Below are 16,583 nucleotides of genomic sequence, written 5' to 3'. Positions count from 1 at the left end.
TGCGCGGGCTATGACGCGACCCACCTCTGCGCTTGTCCTATTCTCCGGTGGACAGGACTCCACAACTTGCCTGGCCTCTGCGCTGAAGAGCTATCGCCATGTCGAAACGATCGGTTTCGACTATGGCCAGCGACACAGGGTGGAACTGGACGCGCGCGAGCATGTGCTGAGCGCGATCCGCCAGGACTTTCCGCAATGGGCTGAGCGTCTGGCCGACGACCATCTCATCGATCTTGGCGTGCTCGGACAGATCAGTGAAACGTCGCTGACGCGCGAGACCGAGATTACAGAGGATGAGGCGGGCCTGCCGTCGACCTTCGTGCCGGGGCGCAATCTCGTCTTCCTGACGCTGGCCGCGGCTCTGGCCTGGCGGCGCGACATCGACGTCATCATCGGCGGCATGTGTGAGACGGACTATTCGGGATATCCCGACTGCCGCCGCGATACGATCGACGCGCAGCAGAAGGCCCTGTCGCTGGGTATGGATCGCCAGTTCACCCTGAAGACGCCGCTGATGTGGCTCGACAAGGCAGAGACCTGGCAGCTCGCCTGGGACATTGGCGGCAAGGCACTGACCGATCTCATCATCGAGAAGACCCATAGCTGCTATATCGGCGACAATCGCACCCGGCATGAGTGGGGCTATGGCTGCGGCAAGTGTCCCGCCTGCACGCTGCGGGCGAACGGCTATCGAAAATGGCAGGAGCGCCAGGGGTGAAAACCTATTCGGTGAAAGAAGCCTATGTGACCTTGCAGGGCGAGGGCGCGCAGACCGGCCGTGCGGCTGTGTTCCTGCGCTTTGCCGGCTGCAATCTCTGGAGCGGTCTTGAACGCGACCGCGCCAAGGCCGTCTGCCAGTTCTGCGACACCGATTTCGTTGGAACTGACGGCGAGAATGGCGGCAAGTTTCGCGGCGCGGAGGCGCTCGCCGACCACATCGAGGCGGTCTGGCGCGAGAAGACCGGTGATAGCGGGCCGAAAGGTTATGTCGTCTGTACGGGCGGCGAACCGCTTCTGCAGCTGGACGCCCCTGCGATCGACGCGCTGCACGCGCGCGGATTTGAGGTCGGTGTGGAGACCAACGGGACGCTGGCGGCGCCAGACGGTCTCGACTGGATCTGCGTCTCGCCCAAAGCGAATGCAGCGATTGTCCAGACGCGCGGAAATGAACTCAAACTCGTATATCCGCAGATCGAGCCGGAAGCCCAGCCGGAGCGTTTTGCTGCGCTGCAGTTCGAGCACTTCTTCCTTCAGCCCAAAGATGATAACAGGCAGGCCGATAATATTGCCGCTGCGGCGGCCTACTGCATGAAGCATCCGGAATGGCGACTGAGCTTACAAACCCACAAACTGATCGGGCTGCCCTGAGCCCGTCAGGCGAAGTGTTCGAGATCTCAAAGGCGGTAACCTTTGAGGCTGCGCATTTCATGGGCGGTAAGCCCGAAGGCCACCCTTACCGCAATCTGCATGGTCATTCCTTCAGGCTGGAAGCAGCCGTGCGTGGCAAGGTGAAGCCGGGCGAGGAATGGGTCGAGGATTTCAGCAAGCTGACCGAGGCTCTCAAAGCGACCGCCGAAAAGCTCGATCATTCGCTGCTGAACGAGATCGACGGGCTGTCCGTGCCGACGCTGGAGCGCATCTGCCTCTGGGCCGCGCGCGAGATGAAGGTGCAGCTGCCGGGGCTCAGCCGGATCACGCTGTCGCGTCCGAGCCTCAATGAGAGCTGCACGCTGGAAATCACCCAATAAAAAAGCGGCCGGGAGATCTTCCCAGCCGCTTTTCATAATTGGATTTCGTTGAGCGCTCTAGTCTGTCAGCTCTTCAGCAAAACGCTGGGCGAACCGGCGCGATGCCCGGTTTGCATCACTCCAGACGCCTGCTGCGACGACCTGCGTGATATCACTTTCGAACCATTCGTATTCGACCTCTGCGATAGCGGTGCCGGAGGCGTCATAGGCAACGCCGCTCAGCTCCATACCGCCGATGGATCTTGACCGCAGCATGTCGAGGCCGGGTTGCTGGCTGAGCTGCTCCATGGTTGGGCGATTTGGCTTGGCATCGATGATCGTGACACTGACGCGGGCAGGGTCCACATTGGCTTTGCCAAGCTCGCGCTCAAGGTCGCTGCGAATGTCGCTTTGCAGCTTGTCGCCTTCCTTGACGCCGTAATCGTCTTCCAGCTTTTCCTGAAAGTCCGGGGAGTAGTCGATGACGATTTCGGCCGCCGCTGCGACAGGTGCGAGGGTGAGCGCGGCAAGAGCAATAAGGGCGGTTTTCATGAACTGACCTCCTTTAAAGGCAGATGCGAATATAACATAGAAACGTTAGTTGCGCAGAGCTGGTTGCGAACGACGCTGTCTGTCGAGGCCACCAGACAGCGTCGTTCGTCACGTCAGATCGTATCAACGAGGACAATTTCAGCGTTCGCCACACCTTTGATCGTCAGCTTTTCAGGGCCTGTTATCGCGACCCCGTCACGGGCATTCAGGGTTTCGCCGTCATTGAGACGAACCGACCCATCGGCGAGGACGAGATACGCATGGCGGCCCGCGCTTACGCAGTATTCGAGTGTTTCGCCGTCTTTCACGGTTGCGCCCAGAACCTTGGCGTCCTGACGGATCGGCAGGGCCTTGTCGCTCGCGTCGCCGCTGGCGAGCGTCGCCCAGCTTCCCGAGCGGTCCGCCTTGGGAAACTTCTGCGCCCCCCAGCCTGGGGCACCGCCGGCTTCTGCAGGTTCGATCCAGATCTGGAAGAGGGTGGTTTCCTCATCTTCGGCATTCCATTCCGAATGCTGGACGCCGCGGCCGGCGCTCATCACCTGGACGTCGCCTGCTTCGGTGCGGCCTTTATTACCCATGGAGTCCTGGTGGGTGATCGCGCCAGAGCGGACATAGGTGATGATTTCCATGTCCCGGTGGCCGTGTGGCGGAAAGCCGGTCTGTGGCCTGACCTTGTCGTCATTCCAGACGCGCAGCTTGCCATGCCCCATGCGGGACGGGTCGTAATACTGAGAGAATGAGAAATGATAATGGGCGTCGAGCCACTCATTTCTGAATGTGCCGAGCCCGTCGAAACGTCTGATATCAATCATGGGTCTGTCTCCGGGGTTTTTCGTGTTCCGGAAACAGAAATGGCGCGGCGTGGCCGCCGCGCCAATGGGATGTCTTGCAGATGACTTATGCGAGGCGCGTATCAATGACCGCGCCTCGCATAGTGTCTTTTAGATAGGCTCATAAGGGAAGACGGTGGTCGTCGCGCCGAGATCCATGAAGCTGCCCTTCATCGATGGCAGGCCCTGGTCGAGCAGCGTTTCCGGCGTCCAGCCTTCAAGGCGGGCGACGGATTTTACCGGACGAGGCTGGTCGAACAGGACGACCTCATTGCCGCGGACCGAGAAGATCTGGCCGGAGACGTCCTTGGACTTGTCGGCGCAGAGCGCGACGGCGAGCTGGGCGACCTGATCGGCGCGCATGCCGTTCTTCATCCGCTCGACACGTTCCTTACCAGCCTCATCCTTGACCGGGATAGAGGCGATCATGCGCGTCCAGGCGAAGGGCGCGATGACGTTGGAGCGGACATTCTTGCGCTCGCCTTCCATGGCGATGATGCGCGAGAGGCTGGCGATACCAAGCTTGGCGGCGCCATAGTTGGCCTGACCGATATTGCCGATAAGGCCCGTGGTCGAGGTGAAGAGGACGTAGGAGCCTTCTTCCTGATCGCGGAAATGATTGACCGACGCACGGGTCACGTTGAACGAGCCATTGAGATGGACGTCGATGACGGCTTTCCAGTCTTCTTCCGACATCTTGTGGAACATGCCGTCGCGCAGGATGCCGGCCGGGTTCATGATGCCGTGCAGGCCGCCAAACTCATCCTTGGCCTGCTCGATCATGCCTTCGACGGCTTTGTAGTCGGTGACGCTGTCGGAGTTCGAGACCGCTTCGCCGCCCGCTGCGCGGATTTCCTGCGCCACTTTCTCTGCCGGGCCTGCGTCGCCCGAATCGTCGCCTGACAGCGTGCCGCCGAGATCGTTGACCACGATCTTTGCGCCTTCTCTTGCGGCCAGCAGCGCGCATTCCTTGCCGATGCCATTGCCACCGCCAGTGACAAGAATCACTTTTCCGTCGAGAACGCCCATCAATTCCTCCTAAGGTCGCTTTGTCTAAAGGTTTGACTGCGTTCCAACACCTTCAGGCAAAGCTTGGCAAGTCGCTTCGGCGCGGGCGTATTGCCGCTATCGTCCGGTCGGCTGCTTATTCAGCAACGACGCTCGCGGTGCGGCGCGCGGCAAGCAGGCGGGCTTTTCGAGCCTCGCTCTTCCAGGCGAAATTCCATGGCAGGCCGAGGCGGACGGCGGCGTCGGCGGGCGGGCTCGCTTTTATCGGCGTGTGGTCGGCGAGACGCCCCATCGTCCTGATCGCCATCGCCGCCAGATAGGATGTCAGTTTCTGCACGGGGTCAGACCCTCCGGCGATCGGTACGATCAAATTTATAACATGTACCAATAATCGCCGGAGAGATCTGACTCAAGCTGTCACTTCTGACCGGTAGCCTGCGATCCGGGAGATGCTTTTATCTGCTTCCTTGATGATGCTCTCGACAATGTCCTTGACGGGGCGAACGTCTTTTACCCCGCCTGCCGACTGGCCCATCGCAAAGCAGGACGTGTCTGCGTCGAGCTTGGCCTCATCAGTGATGCCGCCAATGCCGCCAATGACGCCGGTCTGGTGCGAGTGGATCGCCTGCTGCGGGAAGGGCTGGATGTCTTCGGGGCGGCTTTCCCAGTCATTGATATACTCATTGGTGCGGCAACGCATGGGTTTGCCGGAATAGCAGCGGGTGCGGGTGGTGTCGGTATCACCCGCGCTGACGATGGTCTGCTTGTAGAGATTGGCCGCGTGGGCTTCTTCAGACGCGATGAAGCGCGTGCCCATCCACACACCGACCGCGCCAAGGGCAAGCGAAGCGGCAAGCCCGCGCCCATCATAGATGCCGCCTGCGGCGATGACGGGGATGTTCACGGCCTCAACCGCCTGCGCCACCAGCGGCATGGTGCCGACAAGGCCGGTATGCCCGCCGCCTTCGCCGCCCTGCAGGATGACGGCGTCGCAGCCAGCCTGTTCAGCCTTGATGGCGTGTTTCACCGCGCCGCCGACCACCATGACCTTTACGCCGGCCTTTTTCAGCCGCTCCATGATCGGCATGGGCACGCCAAGTCCGGCAACGAAGCTGTCGGCGCCATTATTGATGATGACATCGACGGACTGTTCGAGACTTTCAGGGGACGCGGCGAGCAGATCTACGCCGAACGGCTTGTCGGTCAGCTCGCGCACGCGCTTCATCTGGCTCTCGATGAAATCGGGCGTGGTGCCGGCCATGCCAAGCACGCCATACCCGCCCGCATTCGACATCGCGGCCGCAAGCTCAGCGTAGGAAACCCCGCCCATGCCTGCCAGCATGATCGGATATTTCACGCCCAGAAAATCGCAAAGCGGTGTGTGCAAGCTCATAATGTCTCTCCCTGACTGTATGGGGTCATGGAAGGCGATCTTGCGCTGATTGTGAAGCCGTCCCGCAACGGCAGGACTGAGGTGTTAACGTCTTGGTTCGGAACCTCTGGCCGGTTCACCGATTATTCACACAGATTAACACGAACAGTGCCCGGCCCTATGGCCAAAGGAGTTTAGAATGAACTTCAAGATCATACTTCTCGCAGCATCCGCGCTCCTGATGGGCGCGTGTGGTGGCAACGATCAGGACGTCGCACAGGAAGTCGGTGAAGAGGTTGAGACGCCTGACTATGTCTATGGCGAGCAGACCGATGATACCGAAGCGCCTGACCTGATCGAGGGCGATGGCTCGGAACGTCCAAATGACAATGCGATTGTCGATACCCGGCAGGATACTGGTCCGGCCAATCTTGAGACAGAAGGCGGCATTCCAACACCGGAAGACGATCTTGATACCGGTTCTACGATGCCGATGCAGGATGGTTCGCCCGAAACCACGGACGAGACCACCCCGCAATAGGCCTAGAAGATCGAATACCCGCCATCGATGACGAACGTCCCGCCAGAATGGTAGGAAGATGCGTCGGAGGCGAGATAGACAGCCACACCCCCAAAATCCTTCGGCTCGCCCCAGCGGCGGGCCGGAACGCGCGAGATGACCTTGGTATGGAATACCTCGGTGTCCTGCGCGCTTTGCGTCATGTCGGTCGCGATCCAGCCTGGCAGGATGGCGTTGGCGCGAATGCCATAACGGGCCGTTTCGACCGCGATGGCTTTCAGCATGGAAATCAGCCCGCCCTTGGTGGCGGCGTAGGCCTGATTGCGGGCCGCGCCTTCAATGGCGGCGAGCGACGCCACACCAACAAGTGAGCCGCCCGGATCGCCTGCCTTGGCGCGTTCAGTGATGTGCTTGGTTGCTTCGCGCAGGGTCCAGAACGCGCCGTCCAGATTGACGGCCATGTTCTTGTTCCAGGTTTCGGTGTCCATCTCAGCAAAGCTTGAGGCCCCGAAGCCGACGCCCGCATTGGCGATACACGTGTCCACACGGCCGAGCCCCTCAACGGTGGCTTTCATGGCGTCGACGACAGCGGCTTCGTCGGCCACGTCGACGCTCCAGGCTTTCACATTGCCGGTCCCGAGCTTCGACAAGGCCTCGACTGCTTCCTTGTTGGCCGCATCCTTGCGCCCCCAGATGGCGACATGGGCGTTCGAGGCAGCCAGCGCTTCGGCCATGCCATAGCCAATCCCGCGATTGCCGCCGGTAACGAGCGCGACTTTCCCTGTGAGGTCAAAAGGTGCGTAAGCCATGCAGATAATCTCCCTGAGTGTTTGGGCGCATAAAGATGGATGCCCTTCTCGATTTCAATGATGACGAAGGGGAAAGCGAGGCGCCCCGGCGCTGGATCAGCGTGTGCGGAGCGACATGCCTGCGCCGCGCCCGAGGCTATTGCCTGGCATGGACAGGCGCAGCTGCTCCGATTGCCTGTCGATCTGCATCCTGAAGCTTTTCAGGACGTCGAGCCCGAGCACCATGACGGGTGTGTCGCCGAGCCCAAGCATCTGAAGGAATTCGGGATCGGACACGACGACATTGAACCTGTCCACCGTGTAGTCGCTTATCTGGAAGCGTCGGCTGTAAAGGATTTTCACTGGCGTGACATTTCCCGTTGCGCCGATGAGCTCGACTGTCCGCACGGCGCGGGCCGACGATGCGGCCCCCTGAGCAAAGGCTGAGTTGACGAAGGTGATGCTCGCGCCGGTATCAATCAGCGCCAGACCATCGACGCCGTTCACCCTGACCTCGATGAAGGGCAGGCCGCCGTACCGGATGATCTTCAGTCGACCGGTATGCGCGCCGCGAACCGTTCTGGGAGGGGCGTCGTACAAGCGCAGACGCGTGTTTCGGAAGTCGAAGTCGAGCGTCCTATAGGGCAGGCTGTTTGCCGGAATGACGTTGCCTGTCGATGGAAACCGTATCTTCGCATTATAGGCGGCAGGGACGTTCTGTATTTCCAGTGCGCCAAGCGTCAGCTGGCCGACCTGCACGACCGGAAAGGTGCGCACTTCGCCAAGACCGACAATGTCGATCATGGCAGGGCTGACCGGCAGCTCGATCTTCGCCAAGTCGGCGGTTTTCCGGTCGATGATCGGAAAGGTCGCGGCTGTGTCGACTATGGCGAGGGCGTCGGTGTCGCGATTGATCGCGATATCCACGACCATGTGGCCGGTCTCGGTGATATCAAAACGTAGCTGGTCGCTTTGCGTCGCAAACGCAGGCGGTCCGGCAGCAAAAACAAGTGCCGCCAAAACCGATATGAGAGAGGCGCGTCTCACCTCTTTTATCTCCCTTCATGCGTTCTCTTTTCCGGAACGCTAAAGAGGCACCATGCCATCAATGGCCTCTTTCAGGAAGGGCACCGACGAGCCGGGCGCCGGTTTCTATGATCCGCACGGTCTCTTCCCACAACTCTAGGCTGGCAATGTCAGCCAATGGGAACCAGCGCGCATCTGCCGCGTCATCGCCAGCAATGGGCTCTCCGTCTGTCCAGATGGCGGCATAGTCGCAAAGTACATAGTGGCGGGTAATCAGCGTCTTTTCCCGGTTGGTGATGATGGCATCGACGACGTCGATGAGGCCAGTGATCTCTGCCTCTATGCCGGTTTCTTCCATCAGCTCTCGGAGCGCGGCAGCGCGTGCGGTTTCGCCGGGTTCGATACGACCACCTGGTAGAGACCACTCGCCTGTCATTGGCGGGGTTCCGCGCCTGATGAGAAGGACGTGGTCAGACTTGATGCAGACCACGCCGGCGGCTGGCTGCGGCTTCAGTCCGTCGACCGGTCTGGGCGTTTGCGCGTCTCTATTCATTGTGCTCCTGCCCCGTTCCATCTAGCGAAGCCTCTATAGGAGCTTCTATGGCGCGATCCCCAGCGAAAGCAAAACCTGTCAGCCTGGCCCTTCAGGGCGGAGGTGCGCATGGGGCATTTACATGGGGCGTGCTGGAGCGGCTCAGCGAATGCGAGACGCTGGATATCCAGGCGATCACGGCGACGTCGGCCGGGGCGATGAATGCGGTGGCCTATCTTTCCGGTTTGAAGCATGGCGGCAAGGCGGGCGCCCGGGCGGCTCTGGAGACCTTCTGGAAGTCGATGGCTAACAAGGGCAGGGTGTTCAATGCGATGCCGGCCTCCTCGCTAGGTTCGGAGATGATGGCGGCCAACCCGTTCACCGCATGGACGCCGCACAGCTTCGCGGCTGCCATGTCTGCCGTTCTGAGCCCGTATGACCTCAATGTTTTCGATGTGAATCCGCTAAAGGACGCAGTTGCCGAAACGGTGGATTTCGAGGCTGTCCGCACCTCCGGCGTGCAGCTGTTCATCGCGGCGACCAATGTTGAAACCGGCCGCGTGCGCATATTCAAGGAAGATGAGATCACGATTGACGCGGTGCTCGCCTCGGCCTGCCTGCCGCAGACATTCAAGGCGGTGGAAATCGGTGGAACGCCCTATTGGGATGGCGGCTATCTCGGTAATCCCTCCCTCTTTCCGCTTTTCTATACGAATGCGCCAAACGATATTGTCCTCGTCACGCTAAATCCGATCAAACGGGATGGCACGCCGCGCACGGCAGGCGAGATCCAGGACCGGCTGAACGAGATCACGTTCAATGCATCGCTTATGGGGGAGCTGCGCTCCATTGCCTTTGTCCAGAAGCTTTTGAATGAGAGCCTGCTCAACAAGGCAGTGCGTAGCCAGTACCGCAATCTCAATATTCACGCGATCCGGGGCGGAGAGGTGCTATGCGACCTTCGTCTGGAGACGAAATATGACACAAGCTGGCGTTTCCTGACCGAGCTGCGCGAGAAAGGCCGCGAGCATGCGCAGACCTGGCTGGACACGTGTCAGGACAGTGTCGGCCGGTCATCCAGCATCGATATTCACGAGACGTTTCTGGACAGCTAGGCCAGGTCCAGCTGGAGCATGCTGAGTTTTGCCTTGCCCGCCTCCCGCATATCGATCAGGCGGAAGCCCTCATGCGCGAAGTCTTCCCTGGAATCGGTCTCAACGACGATTGTGGCACCGGGCGCGAGCCATTGGCCTGTCAGAAGTGTATTCAGGCAGGGTTCGACGAGGCCTTTATTATATGGTGGATCCATGAAGGCCAGCGTGAAAGGGGCGCCGACGCCTGACGGTTTCGGACCAAGGTCGGTCGCGCTGCGGCGATGAATGCGGGTGTTTCCAAAAAGCTGGAAGTGTTCGACATTGTTGCGGATTGTGCCGCGTGCCGCGCTATCTGTTTCGACGAACAGGCAGAAACTTGCCCCGCGCGATATGGCCTCAAAGCCGAGCGCGCCCGAGCCAGCGAAGAGATCTATGACCCGCGCGCCTTCAAGGTCTGGCGCCCAGGAGGCGTGGGCGAGGACATTGAACAGACTCTCACGGGCACGGTCGGAGGTTGGCCGCGTATCGCGTCCGGCCGGCGCGTCGATCGGTTGACCTTTGAATTTTCCAGATATGATCCGCATGGCCAAGGCGCTTAGCATCACGCGGGGGTGGCGAAAAGCGCGCGCACCTGTATGAGCAAAATATGAATACAGCCACCGATCATATGACGCGGGCCCTGGAACTTGCCCGGCAAGCGGCGGCGGCGGGGGAGGTGCCTGTCGGCGCTGTGATCGTGGATCCGCGCACCGATGAAGTGGTCGCCGAAGGTCGCAATGGCCCCATCGGTATTCACGACCCGACTGCGCATGCGGAAATCGTCGCGATCCGCCAGGCCGGTATGAACAGGCGAAACTACCGGCTGACGGGACTTTCGCTGTACGTCACACTGGAACCTTGCGCTATGTGCGCAGGCGCGATCTCCTTTGCACGGCTGGGACGGCTGATCTTTGCGGCAGAGGATCCCAAGGGCGGCGGGGTGGTTCACGGACCGCGCTTCTTTGAGCAGCCGACATGTCACTGGCGCCCTGAAATCATGCAGGATCAGGGGCGTGTAGAAGAGGCGGCGCAGCTGCTGCGAGACTTTTTCCGGTCCCGCCGGGCATAAAATGGCCTTCTTGTCATACGACTGCTGTCGAAGGTGATCTGAAAAAGGGGACGATCAGATGAAATCCGCAACGCTTCTCTCAATGCTGGTCGGCTTCCCTCTGCTGGCGAGCGCGGCCCTGCCACCGCACTTTCAGCGCCAGCGCGAACTGGTGAGCATCATCGAGAGCGGCGATGTTGCCGACGCGCTCAAGGGCCGCCCGATCGATGCGATCGAGGCGGATGGCACCGATTCCTATGTGGTCCGGGGCGGCGATTGCCGGGTGAGCGTTCAGATAATTTCGCCGGGCGAGCGCATGCTGAATGGCTGGGCCGGCCCGCGCCCTTACGAGCTTGACGTCGGCGAAGCTGACTGCCTGGCAGAAGGCACCCGAAACTAGATTGGCAGAAATAAATTATTGCCAAACAATAATTATTAGATATATTGCCCCAAGTTGAATTGATGGGGGTAAGCCATGGTGAATGAAAGCAAGACAGAGGCGTCCGGGAAGTCTGGCTCTTATGAGACCTTGTCCATTTTTGCCTGGATTGCGGTTGCGACGCTGTTCTTAAACGTCTCGTTCGTCGTTGGCGGGGAAGTCGGCGGTGAGTTTTATCGCAGCGGCGCTGACCTGGGAGCTATCCTCAGAAGCTTCTCGATAGGCATGCTGAAAGCGGGCCCGACAATCTTCATCGCGCTGGCCCTGATCGACTTTGCATTCTTCTTCAGCCGCTGCGGCAAGGGCGATATCTTCACCCGAAAGAATTTGAAGACGTTGCGGGACGGGGCTGACAGCCTGATCTGGGCCGCGGTCACAAGCGCAATCGTCATTCCCACCGTACTGGGCTTTGCGGGGATTGAAGACGGCTATCGCATTCTTCGTTTCACCGATCTGGCGCTTGGTGTCGGGCTTATGGGAATTGCGCTGCATGGCCTTTCAAGTGTGTTCAGCGATGCAGTCGCCTTGAAGGACGACAATGACCAGTTCGTCTGAGGCAGATGAGCTGCCTGGCGAAATCATTGTGCGGCTGGACGTCATGCTCGCGCTTCGCAAGCGTAAGGCGAAAGACGTCGCTGCTGAGATCGGGATGACAGAAGCCAACCTCTCGCTGTTGAAATCAGGCAAGGTCAAAGGTGTCAGGTTCGACACGATGATCCGCCTTTGCCACGCGCTGGACTGCACGCCAGGAGAGCTGCTGGAGTACGTTCCGGCTGACGCGGGCGAGCGTCGTTAACCTTCTGGAATTGTTAAATTAAATTACAGAAAGTGATGCACGTTTGCCACACGTGCGTTTGGGTGTCTGCAACGCAGGAACGAGGTTTCTTTGGCACCGTTTCATCCTCAGTTCCGGTCATGAGAACCGGAGCGTAGAGTAAATGAACAAGGAAACCTCCCATGTTGAAGACCATGCTTATCGGCGCCACTGCAGCAGGTGCCATGATCGCCGCCGCTGGTACGGCCAATGCTCAATCCTATTCCGAGGACCAGGGCTTCTACCTGCAAGGCGGCTACAGCTATCTCGACATTCAGCCGGATGGCGCAGATAGCGGCGTCGACACGAATGCGATCACCGCGCGTGCCGGTTATCAGTTCAATGACTGGTTCAGCCTCGAATCCGACATTACCACGGGTATCGATGACGGCGAATTCGACTACAATGTCGACGAAGACGACTTCGATCTCGATGACAATAATGATGGTGACTTCAATGACCTGATTGCCGGGTCAGGTGACATCGGCCTCAACTATCTGGTTGGCGTCTACGGCAAGGCTGAAGTCCCAGTGACCGAGCGTCTCGATGCCTTCGGCCGCGCGGGCTATGCCTTCATTGATCTGGACGCAAACATCCAGACACCTGGCGGCACGACGCTCACCACCATCGAAGACTCTGAAGACGGCGCAGCGCTGGGCGGCGGTCTCGACTATGCGCTGACCGAAGACTGGAATCTGCGCGGTGAGTACACCTGGTATGGGTTCGGCAATACCGACACCCATGCTGCTATGGTTTCAGCGGGCTACAAGTTCTAGTCTTTTGAGACTCTGAACGAGGAGAAACGCCGGTACCTGCGGGTGCCGGCGTTTTTTTGTAAGTCGATCAGAGAAGGCCTGCTGCTCGGGCGAGATAGACAAGGCCGATCACGGTCACGAGCCAGCGCATCCAGCGTTTGAAATTGACGTCGCTCATCCGGTCCAGAACCAGGCCGCCCAGCCATGTCCCCGTCATCGAGAGGGGAATGGCGAGCGCGAAAAGCCAGAGCGGCGGGATATGGACACTGCCCGCAGCGGCGAGGATCGGCAGGCTCCAGAAAGCGATCTTGACGAGGTGTGCCAGGACCTGCGTCGCGGATTTCGTTGCCACGATCGCCTGACGGGTCATGTCGGTGCGCACGAAAAAAAGGTCGAGCAGCGGGCCCGCAACACCTGCCAGCGTGTTGAGGGCCTGAACGATGAAGCCTGCTGCCTCGGCCTGTCCGCGCTTCTGGATGTCGAGATCGAAGACCTTGCGCGGGATCCAGACCATGAGCGGCGTCAGGCCCAGCAGGAGATAGACGATGGTCTTGTCAGGTCGCCAGGCAAGCAGGACTAGAAGAATGACGGCGCCAGCAGACCCCGCCGCATAGCGCATGAAGATGCCCCATTTTATGTGCCGCCGTAAGAGAAAAGCGCGCCATCCGTTTGAGACCATCTGGATGGCGCCGTGGACAATCATCGCGCTGGCGACAGGCAGGAGCGCGGTCAGCACGCCCATCAGAATGAGCCCGCCCGCCATGCCGAAAATGCCGGAGATGAACGCTGTCAGAAGCGTTGCAAGAAGAATGATGACGGCGCTCACCCAGCTCATGCGGTTGGCGATACGCCGATTGTGAGATGAGCGCCAGTTGGGCGGGGGCCTTTGAAGCCTCTTTCCCTTCAGAGCCTCGCGGCCTAATGCGGAAAGATGTCCAAAGACAAAGAGCGCCCCACCCGCAATGGCCCCTGGACCGTCCATTCCACTGAGCTTTCCTATGAGAACCCCTGGATCCGCGTCGAGACCAGCAAGGTTGCGCATCCCGATGGCAGCCCTGGCATCTATGGCGTCGTGCGATATGCGAACCTTGCGATCGGCGTCCTGCCGATAGATGCGACCGGCCAGACCTGGATCGTTGGCCAGCACAGATTTCCCTTCGACGCATATAGCTGGGAGCTGCCGGAGGGTGGCGGGCCGAAGGGCGAGGACCCGTTGGCGGCTGCCGGCAGGGAACTGGCAGAGGAGACCGGATTAGCCGCCGCACACTGGCAGGAAATCGGGCGCTGGGACCTTTCCAATTCCGTCAGCGATGAGAAGGCGGTTGGCTATCTCGCCTGGGGGCTGACAGAAGGCGAGGCAAAGCCGGAGCCATCAGAGGACCTTCAGATAAGGCGACTACCATTTGCCGATCTGCGTGACCTTTGCCTGTCGGGTGAGATTACGGACGCCTTCACCCATCTTATGGTTTTTGCGTCGATTGCGCGGGCGAAGCGCGGAGAGTTGCCCGGCGCGGTTTCAAGATATCTGATATAGCGAAGGCCCTTGCCGGGTCGGGACAAGGGCCTTCTTCCTGCCGAAAACGTCTCGCTGTGTGTGAGAAGAAAGATCAGTTCTCGGACGAGGAATAGGAATAGCTATAGGTGCGGGTCTCGCCGAAACGGCCACGTTCCTCATCGCTTAGTTCGGGCGTGGTCTGGACGAAGCTGATGACATCCTCATCGGCAAGCCGGTCGGGGGCGCCGGTCACGCAAAGGGCGCGATAGGTCTCTCCGTCTTCGGCGGTATAGCTTATGATGGTCGGGGCGTTCAGAGAAAGCTCACGATCTTCGCATTGCTCGGCCATTTCTTCGACGACTTCGCCGGCTGATTTCAGGTCATCCTCGAGACCGTCTTCAAAGGCGCGCTCAATGCGAAGTTCCATTTTCTCGCCGAGCTCTTCCATCCTTTGGGCGCGGCTTTCCATACGTTCAGCCAGCCTGACGGAGATGATTTCGGCGCGTTCTTCATGACGCTCGGCATACGCTTCGATTTTTTCGGCATGTGCCTCGATCATCTCTTCCATCTCGTCGGGGTCGATGCTGATCGTTTCTGCACCGGGACGGGCGAGCATGATCCTGACGCCATCTTCTGTTTCGACGCTCTTGATGTTGAGCTCACCGATTTCGGACAATGAAATGTCGAGGTTGACGTCGCCGAGGCTTCCAAGGGCCCCCAATCCGGCGAGCATACCAAGCTCCCCTAATTCACCCAGTGCTTCCAGCTCGGCGAGACTTTGAAGCTCGGTCAGCTCGCTGAGGTCTCCCATTTCGAGGGACAGCACTTCCATTTCCGATTCGAGGTCGGAGAGGTCCAGTGCCTCAAGCTTCTTGAGGCGAGGTTCCAGTTTCTGGAATGGATCGCTTAACAGGACAAACTGCCGGTCTTCATCACCGCCGGTCGAGCCGAAGCGATAAACCCTGGTGTGACGTTCGATTTTTTCCTCACCCCCTGCGAGTTCATTGTCGCCAGCCTGCATCGGCGCGGCAGAGGCGGCGCAGGAGGCGGTCGCAACGATGGCGGCGGAGCCGAGCGTCAGCGCGAGAGTGGAACCGAGAAGGCGGCGGCGGAGCGTTGGGGCGGCATTCTGCATCAGGATAAGTCTTTCTTTTATGGGATGCGTCAGGGTCAGATTGGCGCCCCGGAAGGCACCATCGGCCGGTCCTGCAAGGCGCGCCGCCTTGATAAGGGTCTGGCCATAGGAGAACGCCGACGATGTTCCCGCCCGAAGCACATCGGCGTCACAAGCTGCCTCCTGATCCACGCGGAAAGCCCGCATGGCGAGGTGAGCAAGTGGGTTGAACCACTGCAGCGCCAGTACGAGCTGGGCGGCCTGCAGGGCAAGGAGGTCATTGCGCTTCACGTGCATCAGCTCGTGGGTCAGCGCATCGCGTTGTTCGCGTGGTGAATAGTCTTCTTCGATCCAGGCCGGCAGCAGGATGACGGGCCGGATGAGACCGGTCACCAGCGGGCTGCCATTAAGCAGGCTGGTGCGGACGTCGAAGCCGCGCTTGACGCCTAGCTCGCCAGCGATCTCATTCGTCATTGCAGCGATGCGCTCGGATGCCTCATCGGAATCGTCGCGGATGAGCTGATGGAAAACCGCCTGCCTGCGCCAGGCGACGCCCAGCATCATCACGACACCCGCAATCCAGACAGGCAGGATCAGCTGCGGGGCGACCTGAACGAAGGCGTCCAATAGCCCGGGCTCGGAAAGCTCAACCGGCGGGGGAACGGGAACTGCCGGAAGCGATGGCAGATCAGCAAGGTGAGGCTGGCCCGAATGGGCCTCTGTGATCGCGAGCGCGTGCGTGCGTTCCTGTACGGTTGTGACTGTCGTTGAAGAGACAGCTTCGGTCGGGCCAAGCAGACCAAAAATCGAGAAGTTCGCTGGAATAGGCGGCATGGCGAGGCGCGCCAGTGGCACCAGCCAGAGCGCATATGCGGCCTTCGCGCCGAACTGGCGGGCAAATGGGCGGCGGGCCAGGAGGACGAGCGCGAAGAGCACGCCAACTGCGAGGCTCGTCTGTAGGCTGTTCAGCAACAGCGGGTGCAGATCGGTCAGGACGGTCATTTCTTCAGTTTCCCCAAAAGCGCTTCAAGTTCGGCAATGTCCTGGTCGCTGAGGCCCTTGCCATCAGCCAGATGAGCAACAAGCGGCGCCGCACGTCCCCCAAACATCCGGTCGACGAACTGGCGGGCTTCCTTGCGGCGATAGTCGCCGGGCTTGACCAGCGGCCGGTAGAGATAGCGACGCCCCTCAGCTTCGGTCGTCAGCGCGCCTTTTTCGACCAGCCGGCCAAGCATCGTCTTGATGGTGCGGATGTTCCAGCTCTTGTCGGACGCCAGCGCATCGGCGATCTCGCTCGCGCCGAGGCCAGGCTGATCCCAGAGGACATTCATGATTTCGAGTTCGGCGGGTGCAATCTGCATCGGTCACTCTCTTGATTACGCCTGTAGTCGATACAATCGATTACATCTGTGGTCAATAGCCGGGCGGGC

The 16,583-nt window shown here is 60.0% G+C and carries 23 protein-coding genes; 11 read left to right on the top strand and 12 right to left on the bottom strand.

Translation table 11 applies throughout. The annotated features are described in order from the left end of the window. Positions 1–10: 10 nt before the first annotated feature. Genes queC through F550_RS0109220 form a run of 3 tightly spaced genes read left to right on the top strand, consistent with a single transcriptional unit; the run spans position 11 to position 1,748 of the window. The gene (queC, locus tag F550_RS0109230) at positions 11–718 is read left to right on the top strand and encodes a 7-cyano-7-deazaguanine synthase QueC (RefSeq protein WP_018148262.1); all 708 of its coding nucleotides are present in this window, start codon (positions 11–13) and stop codon (positions 716–718) included. Then, positions 697–1,368 carry a 7-carboxy-7-deazaguanine synthase gene (gene queE / locus F550_RS0109225; RefSeq protein WP_040500500.1) on the top strand — a complete coding sequence of 224 codons (672 nt, stop codon included), beginning with the start codon at positions 697–699 and terminating at the stop codon, positions 1,366–1,368. The genes queC and queE overlap by 22 nt, the downstream gene beginning before the upstream one ends. Next, positions 1,323–1,748 carry a 6-carboxytetrahydropterin synthase gene (locus tag F550_RS0109220; protein WP_051076827.1) on the top strand — a complete coding sequence of 142 codons (426 nt, stop codon included), beginning with the start codon at positions 1,323–1,325 and terminating at the stop codon, positions 1,746–1,748. The genes queE and F550_RS0109220 overlap by 46 nt, the downstream gene beginning before the upstream one ends. A gap of 57 nt (positions 1,749–1,805) precedes the next feature. Here the strand turns inward: F550_RS0109220 and F550_RS0109215 are convergent, their stop codons facing one another. The 5 genes from F550_RS0109215 to F550_RS0109195 all read right to left on the bottom strand — a co-directional run bounded on the left by F550_RS0109215 (position 1,806) and on the right by F550_RS0109195 (position 5,510). Continuing rightward, entirely contained in the window at positions 1,806–2,279 is a 474-nt protein-coding gene (locus F550_RS0109215) for a hypothetical protein (RefSeq protein ID WP_018148259.1), read from the bottom strand. A 113-nt stretch (positions 2,280–2,392) separates the two neighbouring features. Next, positions 2,393–3,091: a pirin family protein gene (locus F550_RS0109210; RefSeq protein ID WP_018148258.1), complete on the bottom strand. Its 699-nt coding sequence runs from the start codon at positions 3,089–3,091 to the stop codon at positions 2,393–2,395. 129 nt (positions 3,092–3,220) lie between these two features. Next, complete coding sequence (locus F550_RS0109205) at positions 3,221–4,138, bottom strand: SDR family NAD(P)-dependent oxidoreductase (protein WP_018148257.1); 918 nt, start codon at positions 4,136–4,138, stop codon at positions 3,221–3,223. Positions 4,139–4,253: 115 nt separating this feature from the next. Then, the gene (locus F550_RS0109200; protein WP_018148256.1) at positions 4,254–4,454 is read right to left on the bottom strand and encodes a hypothetical protein; all 201 of its coding nucleotides are present in this window, start codon (positions 4,452–4,454) and stop codon (positions 4,254–4,256) included. A gap of 72 nt (positions 4,455–4,526) precedes the next feature. Continuing rightward, entirely contained in the window at positions 4,527–5,510 is a 984-nt protein-coding gene (locus F550_RS0109195; protein WP_018148255.1) for an NAD(P)H-dependent flavin oxidoreductase, read from the bottom strand. A 178-nt stretch (positions 5,511–5,688) separates the two neighbouring features. Here F550_RS0109195 and F550_RS0109190 point away from each other — a divergent pair, with 178 nt between their 5' ends. Then, positions 5,689–6,030, top strand: a complete 342-nt coding sequence (locus F550_RS0109190) for a hypothetical protein (protein ID WP_018148254.1) — start codon at positions 5,689–5,691, stop codon at positions 6,028–6,030. A gap of 2 nt (positions 6,031–6,032) precedes the next feature. On the opposite strand, the gene F550_RS0109185 is transcribed toward F550_RS0109190, so the two are convergent. The 3 genes from F550_RS0109185 to F550_RS17410 all read right to left on the bottom strand — a co-directional run bounded on the left by F550_RS0109185 (position 6,033) and on the right by F550_RS17410 (position 8,376). After that, on the bottom strand, positions 6,033–6,818 hold the full coding sequence (locus F550_RS0109185) for an SDR family NAD(P)-dependent oxidoreductase (RefSeq protein WP_018148253.1): 786 nt from the start codon (positions 6,816–6,818) through the stop codon (positions 6,033–6,035). A gap of 96 nt (positions 6,819–6,914) precedes the next feature. Continuing rightward, positions 6,915–7,844 (bottom strand): aspartyl protease family protein, encoded by a 930-nt coding sequence (locus tag F550_RS0109180; RefSeq protein ID WP_156807890.1) that lies wholly within the window; start codon positions 7,842–7,844, stop codon positions 6,915–6,917. Between the two features lie 58 nt (positions 7,845–7,902). Continuing rightward, the gene (locus F550_RS17410) at positions 7,903–8,376 is read right to left on the bottom strand and encodes an NUDIX hydrolase (protein WP_018148251.1); all 474 of its coding nucleotides are present in this window, start codon (positions 8,374–8,376) and stop codon (positions 7,903–7,905) included. Positions 8,377–8,423: 47 nt separating this feature from the next. Between F550_RS17410 and F550_RS0109170 the strand changes: the two genes are divergently transcribed. Continuing rightward, on the top strand, positions 8,424–9,470 hold the full coding sequence (locus F550_RS0109170; protein ID WP_018148250.1) for a patatin-like phospholipase family protein: 1,047 nt from the start codon (positions 8,424–8,426) through the stop codon (positions 9,468–9,470). On the opposite strand, the gene rsmD is transcribed toward F550_RS0109170, so the two are convergent. Beyond that, positions 9,467–10,033, bottom strand: a complete 567-nt coding sequence (gene rsmD, locus F550_RS0109165) for a 16S rRNA (guanine(966)-N(2))-methyltransferase RsmD (RefSeq protein ID WP_026180679.1) — start codon at positions 10,031–10,033, stop codon at positions 9,467–9,469. The genes F550_RS0109170 and rsmD overlap by 4 nt on opposite strands. A gap of 62 nt (positions 10,034–10,095) precedes the next feature. Between rsmD and F550_RS0109160 the strand changes: the two genes are divergently transcribed. The 5 genes from F550_RS0109160 to F550_RS0109140 all read left to right on the top strand — a co-directional run bounded on the left by F550_RS0109160 (position 10,096) and on the right by F550_RS0109140 (position 12,565). Continuing rightward, complete coding sequence (locus tag F550_RS0109160; RefSeq protein WP_018148248.1) at positions 10,096–10,557, top strand: nucleoside deaminase; 462 nt, start codon at positions 10,096–10,098, stop codon at positions 10,555–10,557. Between the two features lie 58 nt (positions 10,558–10,615). Then, positions 10,616–10,936 (top strand): hypothetical protein, encoded by a 321-nt coding sequence (locus F550_RS17405; protein WP_018148247.1) that lies wholly within the window; start codon positions 10,616–10,618, stop codon positions 10,934–10,936. Between the two features lie 75 nt (positions 10,937–11,011). After that, the gene (locus F550_RS0109150) at positions 11,012–11,530 is read left to right on the top strand and encodes a DUF2975 domain-containing protein (RefSeq protein WP_018148246.1); all 519 of its coding nucleotides are present in this window, start codon (positions 11,012–11,014) and stop codon (positions 11,528–11,530) included. Then, positions 11,514–11,771 (top strand): helix-turn-helix domain-containing protein, encoded by a 258-nt coding sequence (locus tag F550_RS0109145; RefSeq protein ID WP_018148245.1) that lies wholly within the window; start codon positions 11,514–11,516, stop codon positions 11,769–11,771. The genes F550_RS0109150 and F550_RS0109145 overlap by 17 nt, the downstream gene beginning before the upstream one ends. Before the next feature lie 161 nt (positions 11,772–11,932). Further along, positions 11,933–12,565 (top strand): porin family protein, encoded by a 633-nt coding sequence (locus tag F550_RS0109140; RefSeq protein ID WP_018148244.1) that lies wholly within the window; start codon positions 11,933–11,935, stop codon positions 12,563–12,565. Positions 12,566–12,632: 67 nt separating this feature from the next. Here the strand turns inward: F550_RS0109140 and F550_RS0109135 are convergent, their stop codons facing one another. Beyond that, the gene (locus F550_RS0109135; RefSeq protein WP_018148243.1) at positions 12,633–13,379 is read right to left on the bottom strand and encodes a sulfite exporter TauE/SafE family protein; all 747 of its coding nucleotides are present in this window, start codon (positions 13,377–13,379) and stop codon (positions 12,633–12,635) included. 96 nt (positions 13,380–13,475) lie between these two features. On the opposite strand from F550_RS0109135, the gene F550_RS0109130 reads away from it, so the two are divergent. Next, a complete protein-coding gene (locus F550_RS0109130) occupies positions 13,476–14,078 on the top strand; it encodes an NUDIX domain-containing protein (RefSeq protein WP_018148242.1) in 603 nt (200 codons plus the stop codon). 73 nt (positions 14,079–14,151) lie between these two features. On the opposite strand, the gene F550_RS0109125 is transcribed toward F550_RS0109130, so the two are convergent. Then, the gene (locus tag F550_RS0109125; RefSeq protein WP_018148241.1) at positions 14,152–16,155 is read right to left on the bottom strand and encodes a M56 family metallopeptidase; all 2,004 of its coding nucleotides are present in this window, start codon (positions 16,153–16,155) and stop codon (positions 14,152–14,154) included. Beyond that, entirely contained in the window at positions 16,152–16,514 is a 363-nt protein-coding gene (locus F550_RS0109120; RefSeq protein WP_018148240.1) for a BlaI/MecI/CopY family transcriptional regulator, read from the bottom strand. Before F550_RS0109120 ends, F550_RS0109125 begins: the two co-directional genes overlap by 4 nt. Positions 16,515–16,583 lie beyond the last annotated feature (69 nt).

Source organism: Henriciella marina DSM 19595, from assembly GCF_000376805.1.
Classification (GTDB): domain Bacteria; phylum Pseudomonadota; class Alphaproteobacteria; order Caulobacterales; family Hyphomonadaceae; genus Henriciella; species Henriciella marina.
Note: the sequence above shows the minus strand (reverse complement) of the source record. Positions and strands in the feature narration are given on the sequence as shown.